Source organism: Klebsiella sp. HMSC25G12, from assembly GCF_001807705.1.
GTDB classification, from domain to species: domain Bacteria; phylum Pseudomonadota; class Gammaproteobacteria; order Enterobacterales; family Enterobacteriaceae; genus Klebsiella; species Klebsiella variicola.
In genome coordinates, this window is sequence record NZ_KV789920.1 from 75,527 (window position 1) to 98,302 (window position 22,776).

The window sequence follows — 22,776 nt, forward strand, 5'->3', positions numbered from 1 at the left end:
TCTCAGGTTGCGCCACGTAACAACATCACTCAAATAACACTGGCTCAACCACCAGTTCCCTGGTGTTGGCGCAGTATTCGCGCACCCCGGTCTGTCCGGGGTCATTTTTTCCCGGCCTTCGCCACCCACGCCTTCAGTACCGCCACGTCGTTTTGCCACTCAGATTTCATCTCTTCAACCCATTCAGCGACATTATCAGACCAGGCTGGCAGATCCGGCGTCTGGATCTGCTGCCCCAGCTGCTGGATGTGGCGCAGACCAATAGAACCCGCCGCCCCTTTGATCTTATGCCCCTCTTCGACAATCCCTTTTTGATCGCGGGCGGTGAGATTGGACTCGAGGACAGACATATAGCCCGGCATCATCTTCTCAAACACCGCGAGGCCATCGTTGATAAGCTTCGGTCCCACCAGTTCGATATATTGCTCCAGCATATCGGTATCCAGCACCGCGTCGGCTTTATGCAGATCGGCCGCCGGCGCTTCCTGCGCTTCCTCTTCCGGCGCATCCCAGAATTTCTTGATCATGGCCGTGAGCGCTGGCACCGACAACGGCTTGCTCAGCACATCGTCCATCCCGGCGTCGAGATACTCTTTCTTATTCTTCAGTACGTTGGCGGTCAGGGCCACCAGCGGCGGCAGCTCATCCGCGGCAAAGTTCTGTTTTAGCTGGCGAGAGATATCCAGCCCCGTCATATCCGGCAATTGAATATCCAGCAACACCAGGTCGTACTCGCCTGGCTCAAACATCTCCAGCGCGGCTTTCCCGGTCATGGCGACATCCACGCTGTTGCCCAGCTTTTCCAGCACCGAACGGGCCACAATGACGTTGAGCTCAATGTCTTCCACCAGCAGCACGTTAAGCGCGGGTAATGGCATGTCGTCTTCCGCCAACGTATCTTCCACTTCTTCCGCAATGGCAGGCGCATGGACGGTGAGCGTAAAGGTCGCCCCTTTACCCGGCTGGCTGGTTACGCTGATATCGCCGCCCATATTGCGCGCCAGGCGACGCGAGACGGCGAGACCAATGCCGGTTCCGGTGGCTGGTTTGCCGCCGTGGCTGTCTTTGACCTGGTAATACATGGCGAAAATTTTGTCCTGTTCCGCTTCAGGAATACCGATACCGGAGTCTTCCACTTCGAAGTGCAGGATATCGCCTTCGTCATAGCGCACGCGGACATTCACCCCGCCGCCCTGGGGGGTAAACTTCACGGCGTTGCTGATAAGGTTCCACAGGATCTGGCGCAAACGCGTACCGTCGGTGATCACTTTATGCGGTAGCGGCAGGCTCGGCTCCAGCACAAAGCGCAGGCCCTTCTGCTGGGCCTGCAGACCGGAGAGGTTTTCAAGGTCGGCAAGGAAGCTGGTGAAGTCCACCGGCTGGTTATCGAGCTGTACCTTACGGCGCTCCATTTTATCCATGTCGATAATATCATTGAAGATATTCCCCAGCGTCACCGCCGAGACATGGATGGTTTTCAGGTATTTCTCCTGCTCGCTGGTCAGTTCGGTATCCAGCAAAATACGGCTCAGCCCGACGATCCCGTTTAGCGGGGTACGCAGCTCATGGCTGATGGTCGAGATAAAGGTAGTTTTATCCCGGCTGGCGCGCTCGAGGGCGTCCTGATAGCGTTTTCGTTCGGTGATATCGCGCCCGAAGCCCATCAGGCCGCGACGCTTACCGACGCGATCGTAGTACGGGACCTTGCGGATTTCGAAGCACGCTTTGCGACCATCGGGATAGTCCAGCCACTGCTCATAGGTCAGCGATACATTGTGGCGGAACACCTTCTCGTCGGTTTCCAGCACCTTTTCCGCGGCCTCTTCGCTATAGACGTCCTGCGGTTTGAGATGGATCAGCTGTTTCTCACTTTTGCCGGTCAACAGCTCCATCGCCCGGTTACAGCCTGAAAACTCCTTATCTTCATTGCGATAGAAGACCAGGTCCGGGGAAGCATCAAGGAAAGAGCGCAGAAAGGAGGATTGCTGTTCGAGTTGGATCTGCGTCTCTTCACGCTCTTTCATCTCGATCTTCAACTGCTCGAGAGTGGTCTCGCGCTCGGCTTCCGCCTTTTCACGTTCGCCAATCTCCTGATTCAACTGCGCGATGTTATCTTTCAGCTGCACGTTCAGCTTCAGATCGCGCTCTCGCATCTCCTCCAGCTTGTCCACCAGCCGCGAAAGACGCTGGCGGGACTCTTCGAGCTGCTCCACCACCACCGAGAGAAAGTAGACCGCCCAGGGGGTGATCAGCAGACCGAAGAAGATAGAGCGGATAACGTCGATACTTTCAACCTGGCCATGCAGCACCATAGTGACCGCCATCTGTACCACAATGGCCAGCACCACCAGCGCAAGAGCCAACAGCATCGAAAAGCGGACCAGACCCAGCTTCATCATCAGGTCGACATAATACTGCGCCAGCATACGAATTTGCTTCATAGGGGATTCCTTCACGACAACTCCGCACAATAATACTCAATTCTGAGCAATGCGCTGTAAGTTGTGCAAAAAATGCGGGAAGGAGCTGATATGACGGCTGGTCGCCAAGGCGAACCAGCCGCTAAAAAGAGGCAAGGTCAGGAGAACGGTTAGCGCTTGCTTAACGCCTCCCAGAGCCCCTTCAGGTAGGTCACGCCGAGAGCGCGGTCGTACAAGCCATAGCCTGGCCGTCCGGTCTCTCCCCAGATAAAACGGCCATGATCCGGGCGAATATAGCCGTCGAACCCGTTGTCATACAGCGCTTGCATCACCTTGTACATATCCAGGGAACCGTACTCTGACGGATGGGCGCACTCGTAAAAATCTTTATCCCGTATCAGCTTAATATTGCGGACGTGGGCAAAGTGGATCCGTTTGCGCCGGGTAAACTCGGCCAGGATGGCGTACACATCGTTATCCGGATCTTCGGCAATCGAGCCGGTGCAGAGCGTGATGCCGTTAGCGGGCGAATCGACGGCCCGGCAGATCCAGTCCAGATCGTCGCGGTTTTTGACCACCCGCGGCAGGCCAAAAATGGAGTACGGCGGATCGTCCGGATGGATCGCCATTTTCACCCCGACCTCTTCACAGACCGGGATCACCGCCCGCAGAAAATAGACCAGGTTCTCCCGCAGCTTGTGGTCATCCACCGCGCTATATTTGGCAAACAGGGTCTGCACCTCCGCCAGCCGTTCTGGCTCCCAGCCCGGCAAGGCGAAGCCGTTTGAGTTCTCCAGTACCTCTTTCACTACGTCTTCCAGCCGTTTATCGATATCTTTCTTCTCAAAAGCCATCGTCAACGAACCATCCGGCAGGACGTAGTTCATATCTGTCTTCATCCAGTCAAAAACCGGCATGAAGTTATAACAGATAACTTTGACGCCGAAGCGGGCAAGGTGGCGAATGGTCTGCTGATAGTTGGCAATATAGCGGTCACGGGAAGGAAGGCCGATTTTAATGTCATCATGAATGTTGACGCTCTCTATCACCTCCATTTTCAGGCCCGCGGCATGGGCCTGGCTGACCAGACGCTCAATTTTATCGACTGGCCATACCTCACCCACCGCGACGTCATAGAGCGCGCCGACGACCCCCTCCACGCCGGGCACCTGTCGTATATGCTCTAATGAAACCTTGTCTTCCTCTGGCCCAAACCAGCGCATTGTCATCTGCATCGTTATCACCTGCTTCATAATTTGTGTTTTTACCCTACTACCATACCAGCAATCATAATCGAATTGCCCTTTCCTGTCGTGATAACGATCACATTCCTGCACCGGGCAAGCCCATCCCGGCGCATTCATATTTTTTTTCAATTTATTTCAATAGATTAATAATAGTCTGGCTTTTTCTGACGACCTCTTCCAAATGTGATCCAGAGCTATTTATGATCAAATGCATACTTGTATGGTAATAAAAACAGGCGAAATTCGTTCGCGAAACAGACAATGGAAGGAACAGAAATGAGAAGCGTCATCGTCAAAGAGCCAGGCCAACTGAACATTGCATCACGTCCGGTTCCCGTTCCGGGCAGCCATGAAGTACGGGTGAAAATCGCCTTTGCCGGGATCTGCGGTTCCGATGTACACATCTATCAGGGCCACAACCCCTTCGCGAAATATCCCCGCGTTATTGGTCATGAATTCTTCGGCATTGTCGATGCCGTCGGCGAGCAGGTCTCTCCGGCGCGTATTGGCGAACGCGTCGCGGTCGATCCGGTGGTCAGCTGCGGCCATTGTTATCCCTGCTCGGTTGGCCGGCCGAATGTTTGCGCGCAGCTCCAGGTCATCGGGGTGCACCGCGATGGGGGATTCAGCGACTATGCCTGCGTGCCGGCCAAAAATGCCTGGCGCATTCCGGAGGCTATCAGCGATCGTCAGGCGACAATGGTTGAGCCTTTTACTATTGCGGCAAATATTACCGCCCAGCTGCAGCCCACGCCGCAGGATATCGCCCTGGTTTACGGCGCTGGCCCGATGGGCCTGACGGTGATCCAGGCGCTGAAGGGGGTGTATGGCGTTAAGCAGGTGATCGTTGTGGACCGCATTGCCGAACGTCTACAGATGGCACGGGACAACGGCGCCGATCTGACGCTCGATAACACCCATCAGCCGCTGGCGGATCAGCTGGCGCAGCGGCAGATAGCCCCCACTCTGGTCATTGATGCCGCCTGCCACCCAGCCATTCTGCAGGAGGCAATCCTCCTCGCCTCCCCTGCCGCCCGCATCGGCATACTCGGTTTCTCCGGCGAGGCGTCCACGCTGACCCAGCAAAGCATCACCAGTAAAGAGATCTCCATTTTCTCCTCGCGGCTGAACAGCGGGCGCTTTCCGCTGGTCATCGACTGGATGGAAAAAGGCCTTATCCATCCTGAGGCGTTAATCACCCACTGTATGCCGCTGGAGCAGGTGAAAGAAGCCATGGAGATTTTCGCCAACGATCGGAAGACCTGCTGCAAAGTGCTGCTGCAATTAGGCTAAGCCGACATTATTTTTAAATAACGGCCGACGGATATCTGTAGATCCGCCGCGCCTGATATAAATCATATAATGAGCATGGTGTTATCATGGGAAAAAATATTCGCTGGATTATCGTCCTGTTATTATTTTTAGTGTATATGATAAATTATCTGGACCGGGTGGCGTTATCCATTACGGTGCCGATGATTGAAAAGGACCTTGCACTTAACGCTGAACAATTTGGTATGATTTTCGGCAGCTTTTTCTTCGGCTACGCGGTCTTTAATTTTATTGGCGGCCTCGCCGTCGATAAATTTGGCGCCACATTGGTGATGGGCCTGGCGGTTGGGTTATGGTCGCTGTTTTGCGGCTTAACCGCGGTTGCCACCGGCTTTTATTCCATGCTGGTGCTCCGCGTGCTCTTCGGGATGGCAGAGGGCCCGATTTGCGCCTCAGCGAACAAGATGATTAACGGCTGGTTTCCTAAAAAGCAAGCAGCAACCGCAGTGGGGTTCCTCAGCGCCGGCTCTCCGCTGGGCGGCGCGGTCGCCGGACCTATCGTCGGTTATCTGGCCCTGGCTTTCGGCTGGCGTCCCGCGTTTATGATTATTTTCGCCATCGGTATTGTGTGGATGGTCGTGTGGTTTTTTATTGCCGCCAACTCGCCTGACAAACATAAGCATGTCAGTCAGGAAGAGCTCATGCTCATTAATAAAATGAAGCAAGAGGAGGACGCCCTGGAAACCGTAGAAAATCAAACGGCCCACTCACTGGGTTATTATCTCAAGCAGCCTATTATTCTGGTGACGGCATTTGCCTTCTTCTGCTACAACTATATTCTGTTTTTCTTTCTCAGCTGGTTTCCGTCCTATCTGGTCCAGCAGCACCATCTGGATATTAAACAGATGAGTCTCACCACCATGATCCCGTGGATCGTCGGTTTTGTCGGTCTGGCGCTGGGGGGTTATATATCCGATAAAATATTTAACCTTACCGGAAGGCTGCTGCTGTCGCGCAAAATCGTGCTGGTGGTATGCCTGCTAATGGCCGCGCTCTGCGTGGGGCTCGCCGGTACCGTTAGCAGCGTCGTTCCTGCCGTTCTGCTGATGTCGGTCTCCATCTTTTTCCTCTATGTGACCGGGGCGATCTACTGGGCGATTATTCAGGACGTGGTGCATAAATCCCGCGTCGGCGGCGCCAGCGGCTTTATCCATCTTATCGGCAGCGTCTCCGGCATCGTGGGGCCGATTGTCACGGGCTATATCGTGCAGTCCACCGGCAAATTCGACAGCGCCTTTATTCTCGCCGGCACTATCGCCGCGCTTGGCGCCGTGCTGGTGCTGCTGGTGATTAAAACCCCACGGATGACGATGAAAGCCAGTCAGGCATAAATGGCTGAAGAGCGATGTCCGGCCTTGGCCCGGACATCGTCTGCTTCTACTTCTCCGCCAGGGGCACTGCCCAGCTGCGGCCTAGCGCCGAGCCCTGAGCGCCCTGCTCATTCAGATAGCGATCCAGTTCAACCATTCCGGTCCAGCGATTTTCGCACCACAGCGGCGCCAATAGCGTGGGTCGACGGGCGCTGGCCGATATCCGGTGATAGATCACCTCCGGCGGCGTATGGCGAATCATCTCCCCGGCGGTCACGGTATACGCCTCCAGCTCAATGCCATTGAGACGCCCGGCCTGCCACGCTTTGGCCATAATACTGCCTTTGACAATGTGCAGCGGGTGCAGCTTGATGCCGTCCACGCCGGTCGCCACCACCCGCTCCAGCGTCTCCAGGCAATGGCCCAGGGCCTCTCCGGGCAGGCCGACGATCAGATGTGCGCAGACCTTCAGCCCTCGCGCTCGCGCCAGACGCGCAGTACGCTGGTAGCAAGCGAAATCATGCCCACGGTTAATCCGATGCAGGGTTTTATCGTGCGCGGTTTGCAGTCCCAGCTCCAGCCATACCTCATATCCTTGCTCATGATATTCACTCAGCAGATCGAGGACTGCCTCCGGCACGCAGTCCGGGCGGGTGCCGACGCAGAGGCCGACAATATTCGCCTGGCTGATGGCCTGACGATACATCGAGCGGAGCACCTGCACTTCAGCGAAGGTGCTGGTATAGGCCTGGAAATAGGCCAGATAGCGCTTTGCCCGGTTGACGAGCTGCGCCTGATGAGCGAGCTGTTCGGCGATGGAGCGATGCTGCTGCGCCTCATCGGCAAAGGAAGCCACATTACAGAAAGTGCAACCGCCGCGGCCCAGCGTGCCGTCGCGGTTCGGGCAGCTAAAACCGCCGTGCAGCGTCAGCTTATGGACCTTTTCGCCATAGCGGCGCATAAGATCCCCACCAAACATATTGACTAATTTCTGTAACTGCATAATCTGATAGACCGGCCTCAACAAAGGGGGCCAAGCCTGCCACTTTTTGTCACCGACGGCGATGACCTGGATCAATCGTCAGCGCGGCGGCCACCCTCATTGCATAAACAATCATGATTACTGCAATTTCATTCACCTCTGTGGTGATGAGTTTTCCTTATATTTCACCTGCGGATAGCCCTAATCTTCTTCACGGTAAAAAACAGTATTAATATCCATTGAGAAAATATATGGCAGTCAAATATGCTAATGATGACATGCATTTCAGCGCATAACGGTAATGCAAAGCCGCGTGCACAGTGAGACAGATCACACTAGCCTGACCTTCCTGAGGCGTATTCATAGCACGAAAAATGGCACTATTTATTTTTAAAACAACAAGTTAACACCTGTATAGCACATTTTTGTATTAATAAGATTGCCATTTGACGTAAGTGTGGATTCCCGATAAGTTGGGAATCCGCTGGAAGCTTTCTGGATGAGCACTCTGCTCATCATATTTATGCAGTAATTGAGATTCCCTCTTAACAGCAAGTCCTCAAACTTGTGTACCGATGCGAAAAGGATTTAAAGAGGGCGAATGCGAGGTGCAAACCCCGTCGCCATACTCTTTCTGTGCCTGTGCGCAATCGGTATCGGAGGGTGTCCGCAGAGCCTGGGGAGGTTCACTGATATGTTGTACGACAAATCCCTTGAGAGGGATAACTGTGGTTTCGGCCTGATCGCCCACATAGAAGGCGAACCTAGCCACAAGGTAGTGCGAACCGCGATACACGCACTGGCCCGCATGCAGCACCGTGGCGCAATCCTTGCCGATGGTAAAACCGGCGACGGTTGCGGTCTGCTGCTGCAAAAACCCGATCGTTTCTTCCGCATCGTTGCTGAAGAGCGCGGCTGGCGTTTAGCCAAAAACTACGCCGTTGGGATGCTGTTCCTGAATAAAGATCCTGAGCTGGCTAAAGCGGCGCGCCGCATCGTTGAAGAAGAACTTCAGCTTGAGACCCTGTCGATTGTCGGCTGGCGCGATGTGCCGACCAACGAAGGCGTCCTCGGTGAAATCGCCCTCTCCTCGCTGCCCCGTATTGAGCAAATCTTTGTGAACGCCCCGGCTGGCTGGCGCCCGCGCGATATGGAGCGCCGTCTGTTTATTGCGCGTCGTCGCATTGAAAAACGCCTGCAGGAAGACAAAGATTTCTACGTTTGTAGCCTGTCCAACCTGGTCAACATCTATAAAGGTCTGTGTATGCCGGCGGATTTGCCGCGCTTCTACCTGGACCTCGCGGACCTGCGCCTGGAGTCGGCTATCTGCCTGTTCCACCAGCGCTTCTCCACCAACACCGTGCCGCGCTGGCCGCTGGCGCAGCCGTTCCGTTACCTGGCGCACAACGGTGAAATCAACACCATCACCGGCAACCGCCAGTGGGCCCGCGCCCGTACCTATAAGTTCCAGACCCCGCTGATCCCGGATCTGCACGACGCCGCGCCGTTCGTTAACGAAACCGGCTCTGACTCCAGTTCAATGGACAACATGCTGGAGCTGCTGCTGGCCGGCGGGATGGATATCGTGCGCGCCATGCGCCTGCTGGTGCCGCCAGCCTGGCAGAACAACCCGGATATGGATCCGGAGCTGCGTTCGTTCTTCGACTTTAACTCCATGCATATGGAGCCGTGGGACGGCCCGGCGGGCATCGTCATGTCCGATGGCCGCTACGCTGCCTGTAACCTCGATCGTAATGGCCTGCGCCCGGCGCGCTACGTCATTACCAAAGATAAGCTCATCACCTGCGCCTCTGAAGTCGGTATCTGGGACTACCAGCCGGACGAAGTGGTCGAGAAAGGCCGCGTGGGCCCAGGCGAGCTGATGGTTATCGATACCCGCGCCGGACGCATTCTGCACTCGGCGGAAACCGATGACGATCTGAAGAGCCGCCACCCGTACAAAGAGTGGATGGAGAAAAACGTTCGTCGCCTGGTGCCGTTCGAAGATCTGCCGGAAGAAGAAGTCGGCAGCCGCCAACTGGATGACGACACGCTCGCCAGCTACCAGAAACAGTTTAACTACAGCGCGGAAGAGCTGGACTCCGTCCTGCGCGTGCTCGGCGAAAATGGCCAGGAAGCAGTCGGTTCGATGGGCGATGACACACCTTTCGCCGTGCTCTCCAGCCAGCCGCGCATTATCTACGATTACTTCCGTCAGCAGTTCGCCCAGGTGACTAACCCGCCTATCGATCCGCTGCGTGAAGCGCACGTCATGTCGCTGGCCACCAGCATCGGTCGCGAAATGAACGTCTTCTGCGAAGCGGAAGGCCAGGCCCATCGCCTGAGCTTCAAATCGCCGATCCTGCTGTACTCCGATTTCAAACAGCTGACGACGATGGAAGAAGAGCACTATCGTGCCGACGTCCTCGACATCACGTTTAACCCGGCAGAGGCCTCGCTCAGCGAGACGGTGAAAGCCCTGTGTGACAAAGCAGAGCAAATGGTGCGCGAGGGTACCGTGCTGCTGGTGCTGTCCGACCGCAACATCGCCAAAGACCGTCTGCCGGTACCGGCGCCGATGGCCGTTGGCGCGATCCAGACCCGTCTGGTCGATAAAAGTCTGCGCTGCGATGCCAACATCATCGTTGAAACCGCCAGCGCCCGCGATCCGCATCACTTTGCGGTCCTGCTCGGCTTCGGCGCGACCGCTATCTATCCGTACCTCGCCTATGAAACGCTGGCGAAGCTGGTCGACAGCAAAGCTATCGATAAAGCCTACCGTGCGGTGATGCTGAACTATCGCAACGGTATCAACAAAGGTCTGTACAAAATCATGTCGAAGATGGGGATCTCCACCATCGCGTCCTACCGCTGCTCGAAGCTGTTCGAAGCCGTCGGTCTGCATCGCGAGGTTTCCGATCTCTGCTTCCAGGGCGTGGTCAGCCGCATCGGCGGCGCCGGCTTCGACGATTTCCAGCAGGATCTGCTGAATCTGTCGAAACGCGCCTGGCTGGCACGTAAGCCACTGGCTCAGGGCGGCCTGCTGAAGTTCGTGCACGGCGGTGAATATCACGCCTACAACCCGGACGTGGTTCAGACCCTGCAGAAGGCCGTGCAGAGCGGCGAATACAGTGACTATCAACAATACGCGAAACTGGTTAACGAACGTCCGGCGGCCACGCTGCGCGATCTGCTGGCGCTCAATCCAGGCGAAGACGCTATCAGTATCGACGACGTAGAACCGGCGAAAGAGCTGTTCAAACGCTTCGATACCGCGGCGATGTCGATCGGCGCGCTGAGCCCTGAAGCACACGAATCGCTGGCGGAAGCGATGAACAGCATCGGCGGTTTCTCTAACTCCGGTGAAGGCGGTGAAGACCCGGCGCGCTACGGCACCAATAAAGTGTCGCGCATCAAGCAGGTCGCGTCCGGCCGCTTCGGCGTCACGCCAGCCTATCTGGTCAATGCCGACGTCATCCAGATCAAAGTCGCCCAGGGGGCGAAACCGGGTGAAGGCGGTCAGTTGCCGGGTGATAAAGTCACCCCATATATCGCCAAACTGCGCTATTCCGTACCGGGCGTGACGCTGATCTCCCCGCCGCCGCACCACGATATCTACTCTATCGAGGATTTGGCGCAGCTGATTTTCGACCTCAAGCAGGTCAACCCGAAAGCGATGATTTCGGTCAAACTGGTTTCTGAACCGGGCGTTGGCACCATCGCCACCGGCGTGGCCAAAGCCTATGCCGACCTGATCACCATCGCCGGCTACGACGGCGGTACCGGGGCGAGCCCGCTCTCGTCGGTGAAATATGCCGGCTGTCCGTGGGAGCTTGGCCTGGTGGAAACCCAGCAGGCGCTGGTCGCTAACGGTCTGCGTCACAAGATCCGTCTGCAGGTGGACGGCGGCCTGAAAACCGGCCTCGATATCATCAAAGCGGCGATCCTTGGCGCAGAAAGCTTCGGTTTCGGTACCGGCCCGATGGTCGCGCTGGGCTGTAAATACCTGCGTATTTGCCACCTGAACAACTGCGCGACCGGCGTGGCGACTCAGGATGACAAACTGCGTAAGAACCACTATCACGGTCTGCCGTTCAAAGTGACCAACTACTTTGAATTTATCGCCCGTGAGACCCGCGAGCTGATGGCCCAGCTGGGCGTCAAACGTCTGGTGGATCTGATTGGCCGCACCGATCTGCTCAAAGAGCTGGATGGGTTTACTGCCAAGCAGCAGAAACTGGATCTGGGTAAACTGCTGGAGACCGCAGAGCCGCATCCGGGCAAAGCGCTGTACTGCACCGAGAACAACCCACCGTTCGATAACGGTGTACTCAACGCGCAGCTGCTGCAGCAGGCGAAACCGTACGTGGATGAAAAGCAGAGCAAAACGTTCTGGTTCGATATCCGCAATACCGACCGCTCCGTGGGGGCCTCGCTGTCCGGGTATATTGCCCAGACCCATGGTGACCAGGGACTGGCCGGGGATCCGATCGTCGCCCACTTTAGCGGCACCGCAGGCCAGAGCTTCGGCGTGTGGAACGCCGGTGGCGTAGAGCTGCATCTGACCGGCGATGCCAACGACTATGTCGGGAAAGGCATGGCGGGCGGTCTGCTGGCCATTCGTCCTCCGGTCGGCTCTGCGTTCCGCAGCCATGAAGCCAGCATTATCGGCAACACCTGCCTGTACGGCGCGACCGGTGGTCGTCTGTACGCCGCAGGCCGCGCAGGCGAGCGTTTCGCCGTGCGTAACTCCGGCGCCATTACCGTGGTGGAAGGCATCGGTGACAACGGCTGTGAATATATGACCGGCGGCATCGTCTGCGTGCTCGGTAAAACCGGCGTCAACTTTGGCGCAGGGATGACCGGCGGCTTTGCTTATGTCCTGGATGAAGATGGCGACTTCCGTAAACGCGTGAACCCGGAACTGGTGGAAGTGCTGGACGTTGATTCTCTGGCAATCCATGAAGAGCACCTGCGCGGTTTAATCACCGAACATGTGCAGCTTACCGGTTCGCAACGTGGCGAAGAGATCCTCGCCAACTGGCCGGCCTTCTCCGCGAAGTTTGCGCTGGTTAAACCGAAGTCCAGCGATGTTAAAGCACTGTTGGGTCACCGTAGTCGTTCCGCAGCTGAGCTGCGGGTGCAGGCGCAGTAAGGGGTTAAGATGAGTCAGAACGTTTATCAATTTATCGACCTGCAGCGCGTTGATCCGCCAAAGAAACCGCTGAAGATCCGTAAAATTGAGTTTGTGGAAATTTACGAGCCGTTTTCAGAAGGCCAGGCCAAGGCGCAGGCAGATCGCTGCCTCTCCTGCGGCAACCCGTACTGTGAATGGAAATGCCCGGTGCATAACTACATCCCGAACTGGCTGAAGCTGGCCAACGAGGGGCGTATTTTTGAGGCGGCTGAGCTGTCGCATCAGACCAACACCCTGCCAGAAGTCTGCGGGCGCGTTTGCCCGCAGGACCGCCTGTGTGAAGGCTCCTGTACGCTGAACGATGAGTTCGGCGCGGTGACCATCGGCAACATCGAACGCTATATCAATGACAAAGCATTCGAAATGGGCTGGCGTCCGGATCTCTCCGGCGTGAAGCCGACCGGTAAAACCGTCGCGATCATCGGTGCTGGCCCGGCGGGCCTCGCTTGTGCCGACGTGCTGACCCGCAACGGCGTCAAGGCGGTGGTGTTTGACCGCCATCCGGAAATCGGCGGCCTGCTGACCTTCGGTATCCCGGCGTTCAAGCTGGAAAAAGAGGTGATGACCCGCCGCCGTGAAATCTTCACCGGCATGGGCATTGAGTTCAAACTCAATACCGAAGTGGGTCGCGACGTACAGCTCGACGACCTGCTGAAAGAGTACGATGCCGTGTTCCTCGGCGTCGGGACCTATCAGTCGATGCGCGGTGGACTGGACAACGAAGACGCCCCGGGCGTCTACGACGCGCTGCCGTTCCTGATCGCTAACACCAAGCAGATCATGGGCTTTGGCGAAACAGCTGATGAGCCCTACGTCAGCATGGAAGGCAAACGCGTGGTCGTGCTCGGCGGTGGCGACACCGCGATGGACTGCGTGCGGACCTCCATTCGTCAGAATGCGGCGCACGTGATCTGTGCCTATCGTCGTGACGAAGAGAACATGCCCGGTTCAAAACGCGAAGTGAAAAACGCGCGTGAAGAAGGCGTTGAGTTCCAGTTCAACGTCCAGCCGCTGGGCGTGGAAGTGAATGCCAATGGCAAAGTGTGCGGCGTGAAGATGGCGCGCACCGAGATGGGCCAGCCGGACGCGAAAGGCCGCCGTCGCGCGGAGATCGTCGCTGGTTCTGAACACGTGGTGCCGGCTGATGCGGTGGTAATGGCCTTTGGCTTCCGTCCGCACAGCATGGAGTGGCTGGCGAAGCACAGCGTCGAGCTGGACTCTCAGGGCCGCATCATCGCGCCGGAAGGCAGCGACAACGCGTTCCAGACCAGCAACCCGAAAATCTTCGCCGGTGGCGATATCGTTCGCGGTTCCGACCTGGTGGTCACTGCGATTGCCGAAGGCCGTAAAGCGGCGGACGGGATCCTCAACTACCTTGAAGTCTGATTAGGCTCTGAGCCTCAGCGCCTAAAAGCCCGATGGTTAACGCCATCGGGCTTTTTTATTGCTCATTCGCCGGGCAAACCGCCGCTTTCAGCGCCGAATTATACCAGCCGCAGATATGCTCTAAGCGGGTGATCGCCGATCCGACGGTCACCGCCCACGCGCCGCAGCGCATCGCTTCAGCCGCCTGCGCAGGCGTATTGTAGCGCCCCTCTGCGACCACTCGGCAGCCCGCGGCGCTCAGGCTTTTCACCAGCGCCAGGTCCGGTTCGTCCGGTGTCTCCTCTGCGGTATAGCCGGAGAGAGTAGTGCCAACCATATCGAAGCCCAACTGCCAGCATTCCAGGGCATCGTCGAGAGAGGAACAATCTGCCATCGCGTTTTTCCCCTGGCGGTGAATTGCCGCCAACAACGATGCGACAGAGGCCGGACGCTGGCGCCGCGTGCCGTCAACCGCAATGATATCGGCCCCCGCCTGCGCCAGGGCATTCACATCCTCAAGCCACGGCGTAATACGCACCGGGCTATCATGCAGATCGCGCTTAATCAGCGCGATAACAGGCACCGTCACTAACGGACGAACGGCCTGCAGGTTGGCCAGACCTTCTATGCGCAGCGCCACCGCCCCCGCCTGTTCCGCCGCCAGCGCCATCGCCGCGACGATGGCGGGGTTATCCAGCGGGCTGCCCGGCACCGGCTGACAGGAGACAATTAACCCACCGTAATAGCGAATACGCCGATCCAGTTGTGCAAGTAAAGACATGACTGCTCCCTGAAAGATAAGTGTGGCAATAACAGTACCAGCCGCAGGGGCGCGTCGTGTGTGGCGGGGTTAACAAAGCAGGCAGGAAAAAAAACAGGCCCCGGAGGGCCTGTCAGGCGTTACTTCACAACGCGGAGCGCCGGGCGACCACCGCGCGGCGGCGGCGTGTCGTCAGGATCGTCGTCGTGATTATCCGGCTTATCGCCATCGATCACCGACATCACCGTTTCGCTTTCACTCTCAGGCGCGACGTCATCATCGTTGAGGCTGCTGACATCTTCGTCATAGGCCGCTTCCGGTTCAAACATCGTGCCGGCGCCGTTCTCACGGGCATAGATGGCGAGTACCGCAGCCAGCGGAACAGACACGTTACGCGGCACGCCGCCAAAGCGCGCGTTAAAACGCACCTCGTCATTCGCCAGCTCCAGATTGCCGACCGCACGCGGGGCAATATTGAGAACGATTTGTCCGTCGCGCGCGTACTCCATCGGTACGAGCACGCCCGGCAGAGTGACATCCACCACCAGGTGCGGCGTCAGCTGGTTATCCAGCAGCCACTCATAAAACGCCCGTAACAGATACGGGCGACGCGGCGTCAGCTGTGATACATCCATTATTTAGCCCCGACCGAGGCGCATTTCACGCTCGGCTTCAGTTAAAGAAGCGAGGAAGGAATCACGCTCAAATACGCGAGTCATGTAGCCTTTGAGCTCTTTCGCGCCTGCGCCAACCAGTTCCACACCGAGAACCGGCAAACGCCACAGCAGCGGCGCCAGGTAGCAATCCACCAGGCTGAACTCGTCGCTCAGGAAGTAAGGTTTCTGGGTGAAGACCGGCGCGATGGCCAGCAGTTCTTCACGCAGCTGCTTACGCGCAGCATCAGCTTGCGCTGCGGTACCGCTCTGGATGGTGTTCATCAGCGAATACCAGTCCTTCTCGATACGTTGCATATACAGGCGGCTTTCTCCACGCGCCACCGGATAAACCGGCATTAACGGCGGATGCGGGAAACGCTCATCCAGATACTCCATAATGATGCGAGATTCCCACAGAGTGAGCTCACGATCCACCAGCGTCGGTACGCTTTGATTCGGGTTGAGGTCAATCAGATCCTGAGGTGGGTTGTCCTTCTCCACGTGCTCTATCTCAAAACTGACACCCTTCTCAGCCAGCACAATGCGGACCTGATGGCTATAGATGTCAGTAGGACCAGAAAACAGCGTCATTACCGAACGTTTGTTGGCAGCGACAGCCATGAAAACCTCCAGGTATATTCAGAATTTTGTACTGCTGCCAGTCACTCATGACCGGCCAGATGTAAAAACCCCAGTAGCGCGATGTCACCTTCGTTCACGAATAAAACAAAAAATGAACAATCACCAGCATTTGGGCAGAAAATTGGATGATAGTTTACCAGATTTTGAAGACGTTGTGGTGAGGGGATTCTGGAAATGCTGAAAAAGTGGCGAAAACCGGCGGCATGATTGTGGATAACAGCCGTTTTATCCATAAAAAAACCCGCCGGAGCGGGTTTTTTCGCAAATTGTTCTGCGTGAGCAGAAGACAATTAACGTTTGGAGAACTGCGGACGACGACGTGCTTTACGCAGACCGACTTTCTTACGTTCAACCTGACGAGCGTCACGAGTAACGAAGCCTGCTTTACGCAGTTCGCCACGCAGGGACTCATCGTACTCCATCAGAGCGCGGGTGATACCGTGACGGATCGCACCAGCCTGACCAGAGATACCACCACCTTTAACAGTGATGTACAGATCCAGTTTCTCAACCATGTCGACCAGTTCCAGCGGCTGACGAACTACCATGCGGGCAGTTTCGCGACCGAAGTACTGTTCCAGAGAACGCTGGTTGATAACGATTTTACCGTTGCCCGGTTTGATGAATACGCGAGCTGCGGAACTTTTGCGGCGACCAGTGCCGTAGTATTGATTTTCAGCCATTGCCTATAATCCCGATTAGATGTCAAGAACTTGCGGTTGCTGTGCCGCGTGGTTGTGCTCGTTACCCGCGTAAACTTTCAGTTTACGGTACATAGCACGACCCAGCGGGCCTTTTGGCAGCATGCCTTTAACCGCGATTTCAATCACACGCTCAGGACGGCGGGCAATCATCTCTTCAAAGGTCGCTTCTTTGATACCACCGATGTGGCCGGTGTGGTGGTAGTACATTTTGTCTTCGCGCTTGTTGCCGGTTACAGCAACTTTTTCTGCGTTCAGAACGATGATGTAATCACCGGTATCAACGTGCGGAGTGTATTCCGCTTTATGCTTACCGCGCAGGCGACGAGCCAGTTCAGTAGCCAGACGGCCCAGAGTTTTACCGGTCGCGTCAACAACATACCAGTCGCGTTTTACGGTTTCTGGTTTAGCTGTAAAAGTTTTCATTAAAAGCTTACCCAAATAATAAGTTACACGTTGGTGAACACCCAAACGTTTAGTCAGTTGAGGTTCACACGACATTGTCCAGCAAACCTACCCCTTCGAATAGCCTATGCCGGCGCATAGAAAGTTTCGGGAAAAAAACCTTCTCGTAACGTGGGGTCGCAAGATTATAGAGAAGTCGGGGTCAAAGATCGACCCCTTTATGAGATTTTTCAGGCAGGCCCCGGGGTGGCCTTCCGGCTCTCAATCCGTCGGGAAAAAGCGCCCTGTCAGGGCATATGCGGACGCTTGAGATACTCTTCGCTCTGCATCTCCTGCAGACGCGACAGACAGCGCTGGAACTCAAACTTCAGCCGCTCTCCCTGATAAATGTCGTACAGCGGCACCGCGGCGCTGACCACCAGCTTCACGTGGCGCTCATAGAACTCATCCACCAGGGCGATAAAGCGCCGCGCTTCGCTCTCCAGCTGCGCGGTCATCACCGGCACGTCGAGCAGCATCACGGTGTGGAACAGACGGGAGAGGGCAATATAGTCATGCTGGCTACGGGCATCCACACACAGCGTGGCGAACGACGCCGCCAGCGTCTGGTTTTCGACGCCAAGCGTGGGCAGCTCGCGGTGATTGATCTCCAGCGTCGGCCCGGCAGCAGCGCGCGGCGCCCCGGCCAGCGCCAGCCACAGTTTATCCATCTGTTCGCGGGTTTCGCTGTTCAGTGGCGACAGCCACAGGTGCGCCTGCGTCAGCGTACGCAGACGATAATCGATGCCGGCATCGACGTTCATAATATCGCAATGCTGCTTGATGGCGTCGATCGCCGGCAGAAAACGGGCCCGTTGCAGGCCATTGCGATAGAGCTCATCCGGCGGAATATTGGAAGTGGCGACCAGGGTGATGCCGCGGGCAAACAGGGCTTTCATCAACCCGCCTAACAGCATGGCATCGGTAATATCAGAGACGAAAAACTCGTCAAAACAGAGCACATCCGTTTCCGCCTTGAAACGGTCGGCGACAATCTCCAGCGGGTCGCTATGTCCCTGCAGGGTGGTCAGCTCTTCGTGCACGCGCAGCATGAAGCGATGGAAATGCAGGCGCTGCTTACGCTCGCCCGGCAGACTCTGGTAAAACAGGTCCATCAGCCAGGTTTTCCCCCGCCCCACGCCGCCCCACATATACAGGCCGCGGACAGGTGCCGCCTCGACAACCGGTTCGCGCTTGCCCAGCAGTTTGCCGAATTTCGCGCGCAAACCGCCGCCTGACGCGACAGGCGCGGGCTGAGTCTGCAGTTCCTGGTAAATGGTATCAAGGCGGCTCACCGCTTCTTGCTGGACGTCGTCGGGTTGATGGCTGCCCTCTTTCAGGGCTAAAAGGTAACGCGATGTTGGAGACAGGCTTTGCATGATCTAATTGTTATTCCTTGAAAACCGTAATGCCGAAGCTCACGATTGACGAAAAAAAGGCCGTTCTACACTACGCGATGATACGCCAGGATTCCACTTCTGTGGAATTAGCGGTTATAGTGGCACTATCGGGCGCAGGCGGAGAGCCTAAGAGCCACCCTACGGAACCACAAAACAACGGGAGATGTTCATGACCTGGGAATACGCGCTAATTGGGTTAGTCGTCGGTATCATTATTGGTGCCGTCGCCATGCGTTTCGGCAACCGCAAACTGCGCCAGCAGCAGGCGCTGCAGTTCGAACTGGAAAAGAATAAAGCCGAGCTTGAAGAATACCGTGAAGAGCTGGTCAGCCACTTCGCGCGCAGCGCTGAGCTGCTGGATAACATGGCGCATGACTATCGTCAGCTGTATCAGCATATGGCGAAAAGCTCTAACAACCTGCTGCCGGACTCTATGGCAGACGCCAACCCGTTCCGCAACCGTCTGGAAGAGTCTGAAGCCAGCAACGATCAGGCACCGGTCCAGATGCCGCGCGACTACTCTGAAGGCGCATCCGGTTTACTGCGCGGTGGCGCAAAACGCGATTAACTGATCGCGTCTGATAAAATATCTCCGGGCGCGCCCACCGCGCCCGCTCCTTTCCCCACTTCCCGGCTACAATTTAAACCAGTACCCACATTGTTACCTGTGCAAAAATTCAATAACATCAGGTTATTCAGGACGTTTTTCCATACACCTCAGGTTACGAGAGCCAGCATCTAATGAAGAAACAGACTTTGCTGTTGAGTGCGTTAGCGTTAAGCATTGGGTTATCGTTGTCGGCCCTGCCTCCGGCAGCAGCATCCTTACCGACTCAGGTGCCCGGCCAGGGCGCGTTACCGAGCCTGGCGCCGATGCTGGAAAAGGTCCTGCCAGCGGTGGTCAGCGTGCAGGTGGAAGGCACCGCCTCGCCGACGCTCAATATGCCGGAAGAGCTGAAGAAATATTTTGGTGATAACGCCCCGCAGGAGCAGGCGCAGCCGTTTGAAGGGCTCGGCTCCGGCGTCATCATCGACGCAGCGAAAGGCTACGTGCTAACCAATAATCACGTCATCAATCAGGCGCAGAAGATCAGCGTCCAGCTGAACGATGGCCGTGAATTTGATGCCAAACTGGTCGGCAGCGATGAACAGAGCGATATCGCTCTGCTGCAGCTGATCAAGCCGGCGAACCTGACACAAATCGCCATTGCTGACTCCGATAAACTCCGCGTCGGCGACTTCGCCGTCGCCGTCGGCAACCCGTTCGGCCTTGGCCAGACCGCCACCTCCGGCATTATCTCTGCCCTTGGCCGCAGCGGCCTGAACCTGGAAGGGCTGGAGAATTTCATCCAGACCGATGCCTCGATTAACCGCGGTAACTCCGGCGGCGCGCTGTTGAACCTCAACGGCGAGCTTATCGGGATCAACACCGCGATCCTGGCACCGGGCGGCGGTAGCATCGGCATCGGCTTCGCCATTCCAAGCAACATGGCGAAAACCCTCGCCGACCAGCTCATTCAGTTTGGCGAAATCAAGCGCGGCCTGCTGGGCATTAAAGGCATGGAAATGAGCGCCGATATCGCCAAGGCGATGAATCTCGACGTTCAGCGCGGCGCCTTCGTCAGTGAAGTGTTACCAAACTCCGGTTCCGCCAAAGCAGGGATCAAATCCGGCGACGTCATTGTCAGTCTGAACGGCAAGCCGCTGAACAGTTTTGCCGAACTGCGCTCGCGTATCGCTACAACCGAACCGGGGACCAAGGTCAAACTGGGCCTGCTGCGCGACGGAAAACCGGTCGATGTCGAAGTGACGCTGGATAAGAGCACCTCCTCCACCGCCAGCGCCGAGCTGATTATCCCTGCCCTGCAGGGAGCCTCGTTCAGCGATGGTCAGATGAAGGACGGTACCAAAGGCGTGGTGATCGATAATGTCGATAAAGGCAGCGCCGCCGCCCAGGTCGGCCTGCATAAGGATGACATTATCATTGGCCTTAACCGGGAACGTATTCATTCGATTGCCGAACTGCGCAAAGTGCTTGAAGGCAAACCGCCGGTCATCGCCCTGAATGTGATCCGCGGCAACGAAAGCATCTATCTGCTGCTACGCTGATTGTCTTCCCGGACATCGCCGCCATGTGCGATGTCCGGACAACTCATGCTATGCTGCGTCTGACCATTCATTAACGATATTTGCATCATGCCTGGAAAGTTATTACGTTCGATACTCATCGGTTTGATTGTCGGGGGACTGCTGCTGGCCCTGATGCCATCGCTGCGCCAGTGGCAACTGACGCCGACCACCCAAAACGATACGGCAGACGACTCCCCTGTGAGCTATAACGCCGCCGTACGCCGCGCGGCGCCCGCCGTGGTGAACGTCTATAACCGCGCCCTGAACAGCACCAGCCATAATCAGCTGACGCTTGGCTCCGGGGTGATCATGGATCAGCGCGGCTATATCCTGACCAACAAGCATGTTATCAACGATGCCGATCAGATCATTGTCGCACTGCAGGACGGCCGCGTCTTCGAAGCGCTGCTGGTCGGATCCGACACCCTGACTGACCTCGCCGTGCTGAAGATCAACGCCACCGGCGGGCTGCCGGTGATCCCGATCAACCCGAAACGCACGCCGCATATTGGCGATGTCGTCCTGGCGATTGGCAACCCCTATAACCTGGGGCAGACCATCACTCAGGGGATCATCAGCGCCACAGGGCGCATTGGCCTCAACCCGACCGGCCGCCAGAACTTCCTGCAAACTGACGCCTCGATTAACCACGGTAACTCGGGTGGGGCCCTGGTGAACTCCCTCGGCGAGCTGATGGGGATTAACACCCTCTCCTTTGACAAAAGCAATGACGGCGAAACGCCGGAAGGCATTGGCTTTGCGATCCCGTTCCAGTTAGCGACCAAAATTATGGATAAGTTGATCCGGGATGGCCGGGTGATCCGCGGCTATATCGGCATTAGCGGCCGGGAGATCGCCCCGCTGCACGCACAGGGCGGCGGGATCGATCAGATCCAGGGGATCGTGGTTAACGATGTGGCGCCGGACGGACCGGCCGCGCAAGCCGGGATCCGCGCCAACGACGTGATCATCTCCGTGAATGACAAACCTGCGGTTTCTGCACTGGAGACGATGGATCAGGTGGCCGAGATCCGCCCGGGATCGGAAATTCCGGTAGTCATCATGCGTGATGATAAGAAAATTACGCTCCATATCGCCGTTCAGGAATACCCGGCCACCAACTAAACGGCTCCCCATTTGGGGAGCCTCGTTAATCGCTAAATACCGGACCGGCCGGGAATCTGACCAGAAACCCGGTCACCGCCAGCAGCGATCTCAGCCCGGGCCAGACTATCTGTCGCTCGCGAAGCTCATCATCCAGCGTCAGTAGCGCAAATTCCCCCTTCTCACCCAGCACGCCACCCTGCCAGAGCAGGCGCTGCGCCTGCTGCCGCGCCCAGGGCGACTCACTCTTCCAGGCCAGCAAATGCAGCAGCGCCTGCTGCAGACAGACGCTGTGCGAATGGTTATCCCGCCGCAGCCGCCGGTAAACGGGCAGGGACACGCTGCGCACGGTATAAAATCCACTGCCCGCCTCTTCATCGCCTTCAGGAATAGCGCGGGCGAACTGCCCCGCCACGTCGCACAGCCGGTTGTGCGTCAGCGGAAGTTGCCGGGCGCTGAGCGCCCCGGCCGCCATGCACAGCAGACCGCTGCGCTGCAGCGAGGGCGTCGCAGAGCGCAAGACCGCCGCCGGTAAGGCGATCACCGCCCGTGTCGCCTCGTCAGCGTTATGGTCAGCGCCGGCCTCATAACAGCTGGCCAGCAGCGCTTCACCAGGCGTGGCGTTCAGCGGGGGCGAAAGCAGGTTCAGCGCCGGCTGCAGTTGTGCAAGTTCATCGCCTGACGCCAGCATGGCGTCAACCACCGCCTCCCGTGTTGATGTCCGGTTTTCCGGACAGCATGCTATGGCTTCATTCATCACCGTCTCCTTATGAGAAATCTCCGCGGCCGGTATGCCAGCCGCGGGAACAGGCTGGCCTACATCGCCAGCACGTACTTGAGCATCACCCCGGCGGCGATCGCCGAGCCGATCACCCCGGCCACGTTCGGGCCCATGGCGTGCATCAGCAGGAAGTTCTGCCCGTCCGCTTCCAGACCCACCTTGTTCGACACCCGCGCCGCCATCGGCACCGCCGACACCCCCGCCGAGCCGATCAGCGGGTTGATTTTGTGCCGGCTGAACACGTTCATCAGCTTCGCCATCAGCACCCCGGCGGCGGTGCCCACGCAGAAGGCGATCACCCCCAG

At 57.2% G+C, this 22,776-nt stretch carries 19 protein-coding genes; 7 read left to right on the top strand and 12 right to left on the bottom strand.

Annotation, left to right across the window (positions count from 1 at the left end; translation table 11 throughout):
- Nucleotides 1-101: 101 nt before the first annotated feature.
- Both arcB and uxuA read right to left on the bottom strand, forming a co-directional pair.
- On the bottom strand, nucleotides 102-2,441 hold the full coding sequence (arcB, locus tag HMPREF3096_RS24495) for an aerobic respiration two-component sensor histidine kinase ArcB (RefSeq protein WP_012540466.1): 2,340 nt from the start codon (nucleotides 2,439-2,441) through the stop codon (nucleotides 102-104).
- A gap of 149 nt (nucleotides 2,442-2,590) precedes the next feature.
- A complete protein-coding gene (gene uxuA, locus HMPREF3096_RS24500; RefSeq protein ID WP_008806656.1) occupies nucleotides 2,591-3,655 on the bottom strand; it encodes a mannonate dehydratase in 1,065 nt (354 codons plus the stop codon).
- Nucleotides 3,656-3,943: 288 nt separating this feature from the next.
- Between uxuA and HMPREF3096_RS24505 the strand changes: the two genes are divergently transcribed.
- Nucleotides 3,944-4,960, top strand: coding sequence for a Zn-dependent oxidoreductase (locus tag HMPREF3096_RS24505; protein WP_012967168.1), 1,017 nt, complete (start codon nucleotides 3,944-3,946; stop codon nucleotides 4,958-4,960).
- 86 nt (nucleotides 4,961-5,046) lie between these two features.
- Nucleotides 5,047-6,330 (top strand): MFS transporter, encoded by a 1,284-nt coding sequence (locus HMPREF3096_RS24510; RefSeq protein ID WP_008806658.1) that lies wholly within the window; start codon nucleotides 5,047-5,049, stop codon nucleotides 6,328-6,330.
- A 46-nt stretch (nucleotides 6,331-6,376) separates the two neighbouring features.
- Here HMPREF3096_RS24510 and HMPREF3096_RS24515 read toward each other — a convergent pair whose 3' ends face one another.
- A complete protein-coding gene (locus HMPREF3096_RS24515) occupies nucleotides 6,377-7,312 on the bottom strand; it encodes a tRNA modification radical SAM protein MnmL/YtqA (RefSeq protein WP_032731319.1) in 936 nt (311 codons plus the stop codon).
- 673 nt (nucleotides 7,313-7,985) lie between these two features.
- Between HMPREF3096_RS24515 and gltB the strand changes: the two genes are divergently transcribed.
- Both gltB and gltD read left to right on the top strand, forming a co-directional pair.
- On the top strand, nucleotides 7,986-12,446 hold the full coding sequence (gene gltB, locus HMPREF3096_RS24520) for a glutamate synthase large subunit (RefSeq protein WP_008806660.1): 4,461 nt from the start codon (nucleotides 7,986-7,988) through the stop codon (nucleotides 12,444-12,446).
- A gap of 9 nt (nucleotides 12,447-12,455) precedes the next feature.
- On the top strand, nucleotides 12,456-13,874 hold the full coding sequence (gene gltD, locus HMPREF3096_RS24525) for a glutamate synthase subunit GltD (RefSeq protein ID WP_008806661.1): 1,419 nt from the start codon (nucleotides 12,456-12,458) through the stop codon (nucleotides 13,872-13,874).
- Nucleotides 13,875-13,929: 55 nt separating this feature from the next.
- Here gltD and HMPREF3096_RS24530 read toward each other — a convergent pair whose 3' ends face one another.
- The 7 genes from HMPREF3096_RS24530 to zapE all read right to left on the bottom strand — a co-directional run bounded on the left by HMPREF3096_RS24530 (nucleotide 13,930) and on the right by zapE (nucleotide 18,435).
- Complete coding sequence (locus tag HMPREF3096_RS24530; protein ID WP_032731321.1) at nucleotides 13,930-14,634, bottom strand: N-acetylmannosamine-6-phosphate 2-epimerase; 705 nt, start codon at nucleotides 14,632-14,634, stop codon at nucleotides 13,930-13,932.
- A 119-nt stretch (nucleotides 14,635-14,753) separates the two neighbouring features.
- Nucleotides 14,754-15,248, bottom strand: coding sequence for a ClpXP protease specificity-enhancing factor (sspB, locus tag HMPREF3096_RS24535; RefSeq protein ID WP_008806663.1), 495 nt, complete (start codon nucleotides 15,246-15,248; stop codon nucleotides 14,754-14,756).
- Between the two features lie 3 nt (nucleotides 15,249-15,251).
- The gene (sspA, locus tag HMPREF3096_RS24540; protein WP_002918467.1) at nucleotides 15,252-15,890 is read right to left on the bottom strand and encodes a stringent starvation protein SspA; all 639 of its coding nucleotides are present in this window, start codon (nucleotides 15,888-15,890) and stop codon (nucleotides 15,252-15,254) included.
- Nucleotides 15,891-15,931: 41 nt separating this feature from the next.
- Nucleotides 15,932-16,144, bottom strand: a complete 213-nt coding sequence (locus HMPREF3096_RS30650) for a hypothetical protein (protein ID WP_136047529.1) — start codon at nucleotides 16,142-16,144, stop codon at nucleotides 15,932-15,934.
- A 57-nt stretch (nucleotides 16,145-16,201) separates the two neighbouring features.
- Nucleotides 16,202-16,594 carry a 30S ribosomal protein S9 gene (gene rpsI, locus HMPREF3096_RS24545; RefSeq protein ID WP_000829815.1) on the bottom strand — a complete coding sequence of 131 codons (393 nt, stop codon included), beginning with the start codon at nucleotides 16,592-16,594 and terminating at the stop codon, nucleotides 16,202-16,204.
- A 15-nt stretch (nucleotides 16,595-16,609) separates the two neighbouring features.
- Complete coding sequence (rplM, locus tag HMPREF3096_RS24550; RefSeq protein WP_002918559.1) at nucleotides 16,610-17,038, bottom strand: 50S ribosomal protein L13; 429 nt, start codon at nucleotides 17,036-17,038, stop codon at nucleotides 16,610-16,612.
- Nucleotides 17,039-17,304: 266 nt separating this feature from the next.
- Nucleotides 17,305-18,435, bottom strand: a complete 1,131-nt coding sequence (zapE, locus tag HMPREF3096_RS24555; protein WP_008806664.1) for a cell division protein ZapE — start codon at nucleotides 18,433-18,435, stop codon at nucleotides 17,305-17,307.
- A 190-nt stretch (nucleotides 18,436-18,625) separates the two neighbouring features.
- Here zapE and zapG point away from each other — a divergent pair, with 190 nt between their 5' ends.
- From zapG to degS, 3 genes are all read left to right on the top strand, one after another.
- Complete coding sequence (gene zapG, locus HMPREF3096_RS24560; protein WP_012540461.1) at nucleotides 18,626-19,024, top strand: Z-ring associated protein ZapG; 399 nt, start codon at nucleotides 18,626-18,628, stop codon at nucleotides 19,022-19,024.
- Nucleotides 19,025-19,197: 173 nt separating this feature from the next.
- A complete protein-coding gene (gene degQ / locus HMPREF3096_RS24565; RefSeq protein ID WP_008806666.1) occupies nucleotides 19,198-20,565 on the top strand; it encodes a serine endoprotease DegQ in 1,368 nt (455 codons plus the stop codon).
- An 87-nt stretch (nucleotides 20,566-20,652) separates the two neighbouring features.
- Nucleotides 20,653-21,711 carry an outer membrane-stress sensor serine endopeptidase DegS gene (gene degS, locus HMPREF3096_RS24570; RefSeq protein WP_008806667.1) on the top strand — a complete coding sequence of 353 codons (1,059 nt, stop codon included), beginning with the start codon at nucleotides 20,653-20,655 and terminating at the stop codon, nucleotides 21,709-21,711.
- 25 nt (nucleotides 21,712-21,736) lie between these two features.
- On the opposite strand, the gene HMPREF3096_RS24575 is transcribed toward degS, so the two are convergent.
- Together HMPREF3096_RS24575 and HMPREF3096_RS24580 are read right to left on the bottom strand one after the other, a co-directional pair.
- Nucleotides 21,737-22,447 carry a membrane protein associated with oxaloacetate decarboxylase gene (locus HMPREF3096_RS24575; RefSeq protein WP_032731322.1) on the bottom strand — a complete coding sequence of 237 codons (711 nt, stop codon included), beginning with the start codon at nucleotides 22,445-22,447 and terminating at the stop codon, nucleotides 21,737-21,739.
- A 59-nt stretch (nucleotides 22,448-22,506) separates the two neighbouring features.
- Nucleotides 22,507-22,776 (bottom strand): sodium ion-translocating decarboxylase subunit beta (locus HMPREF3096_RS24580; protein ID WP_141749346.1); only part of this gene is annotated, 270 nt, incomplete at its 5' end.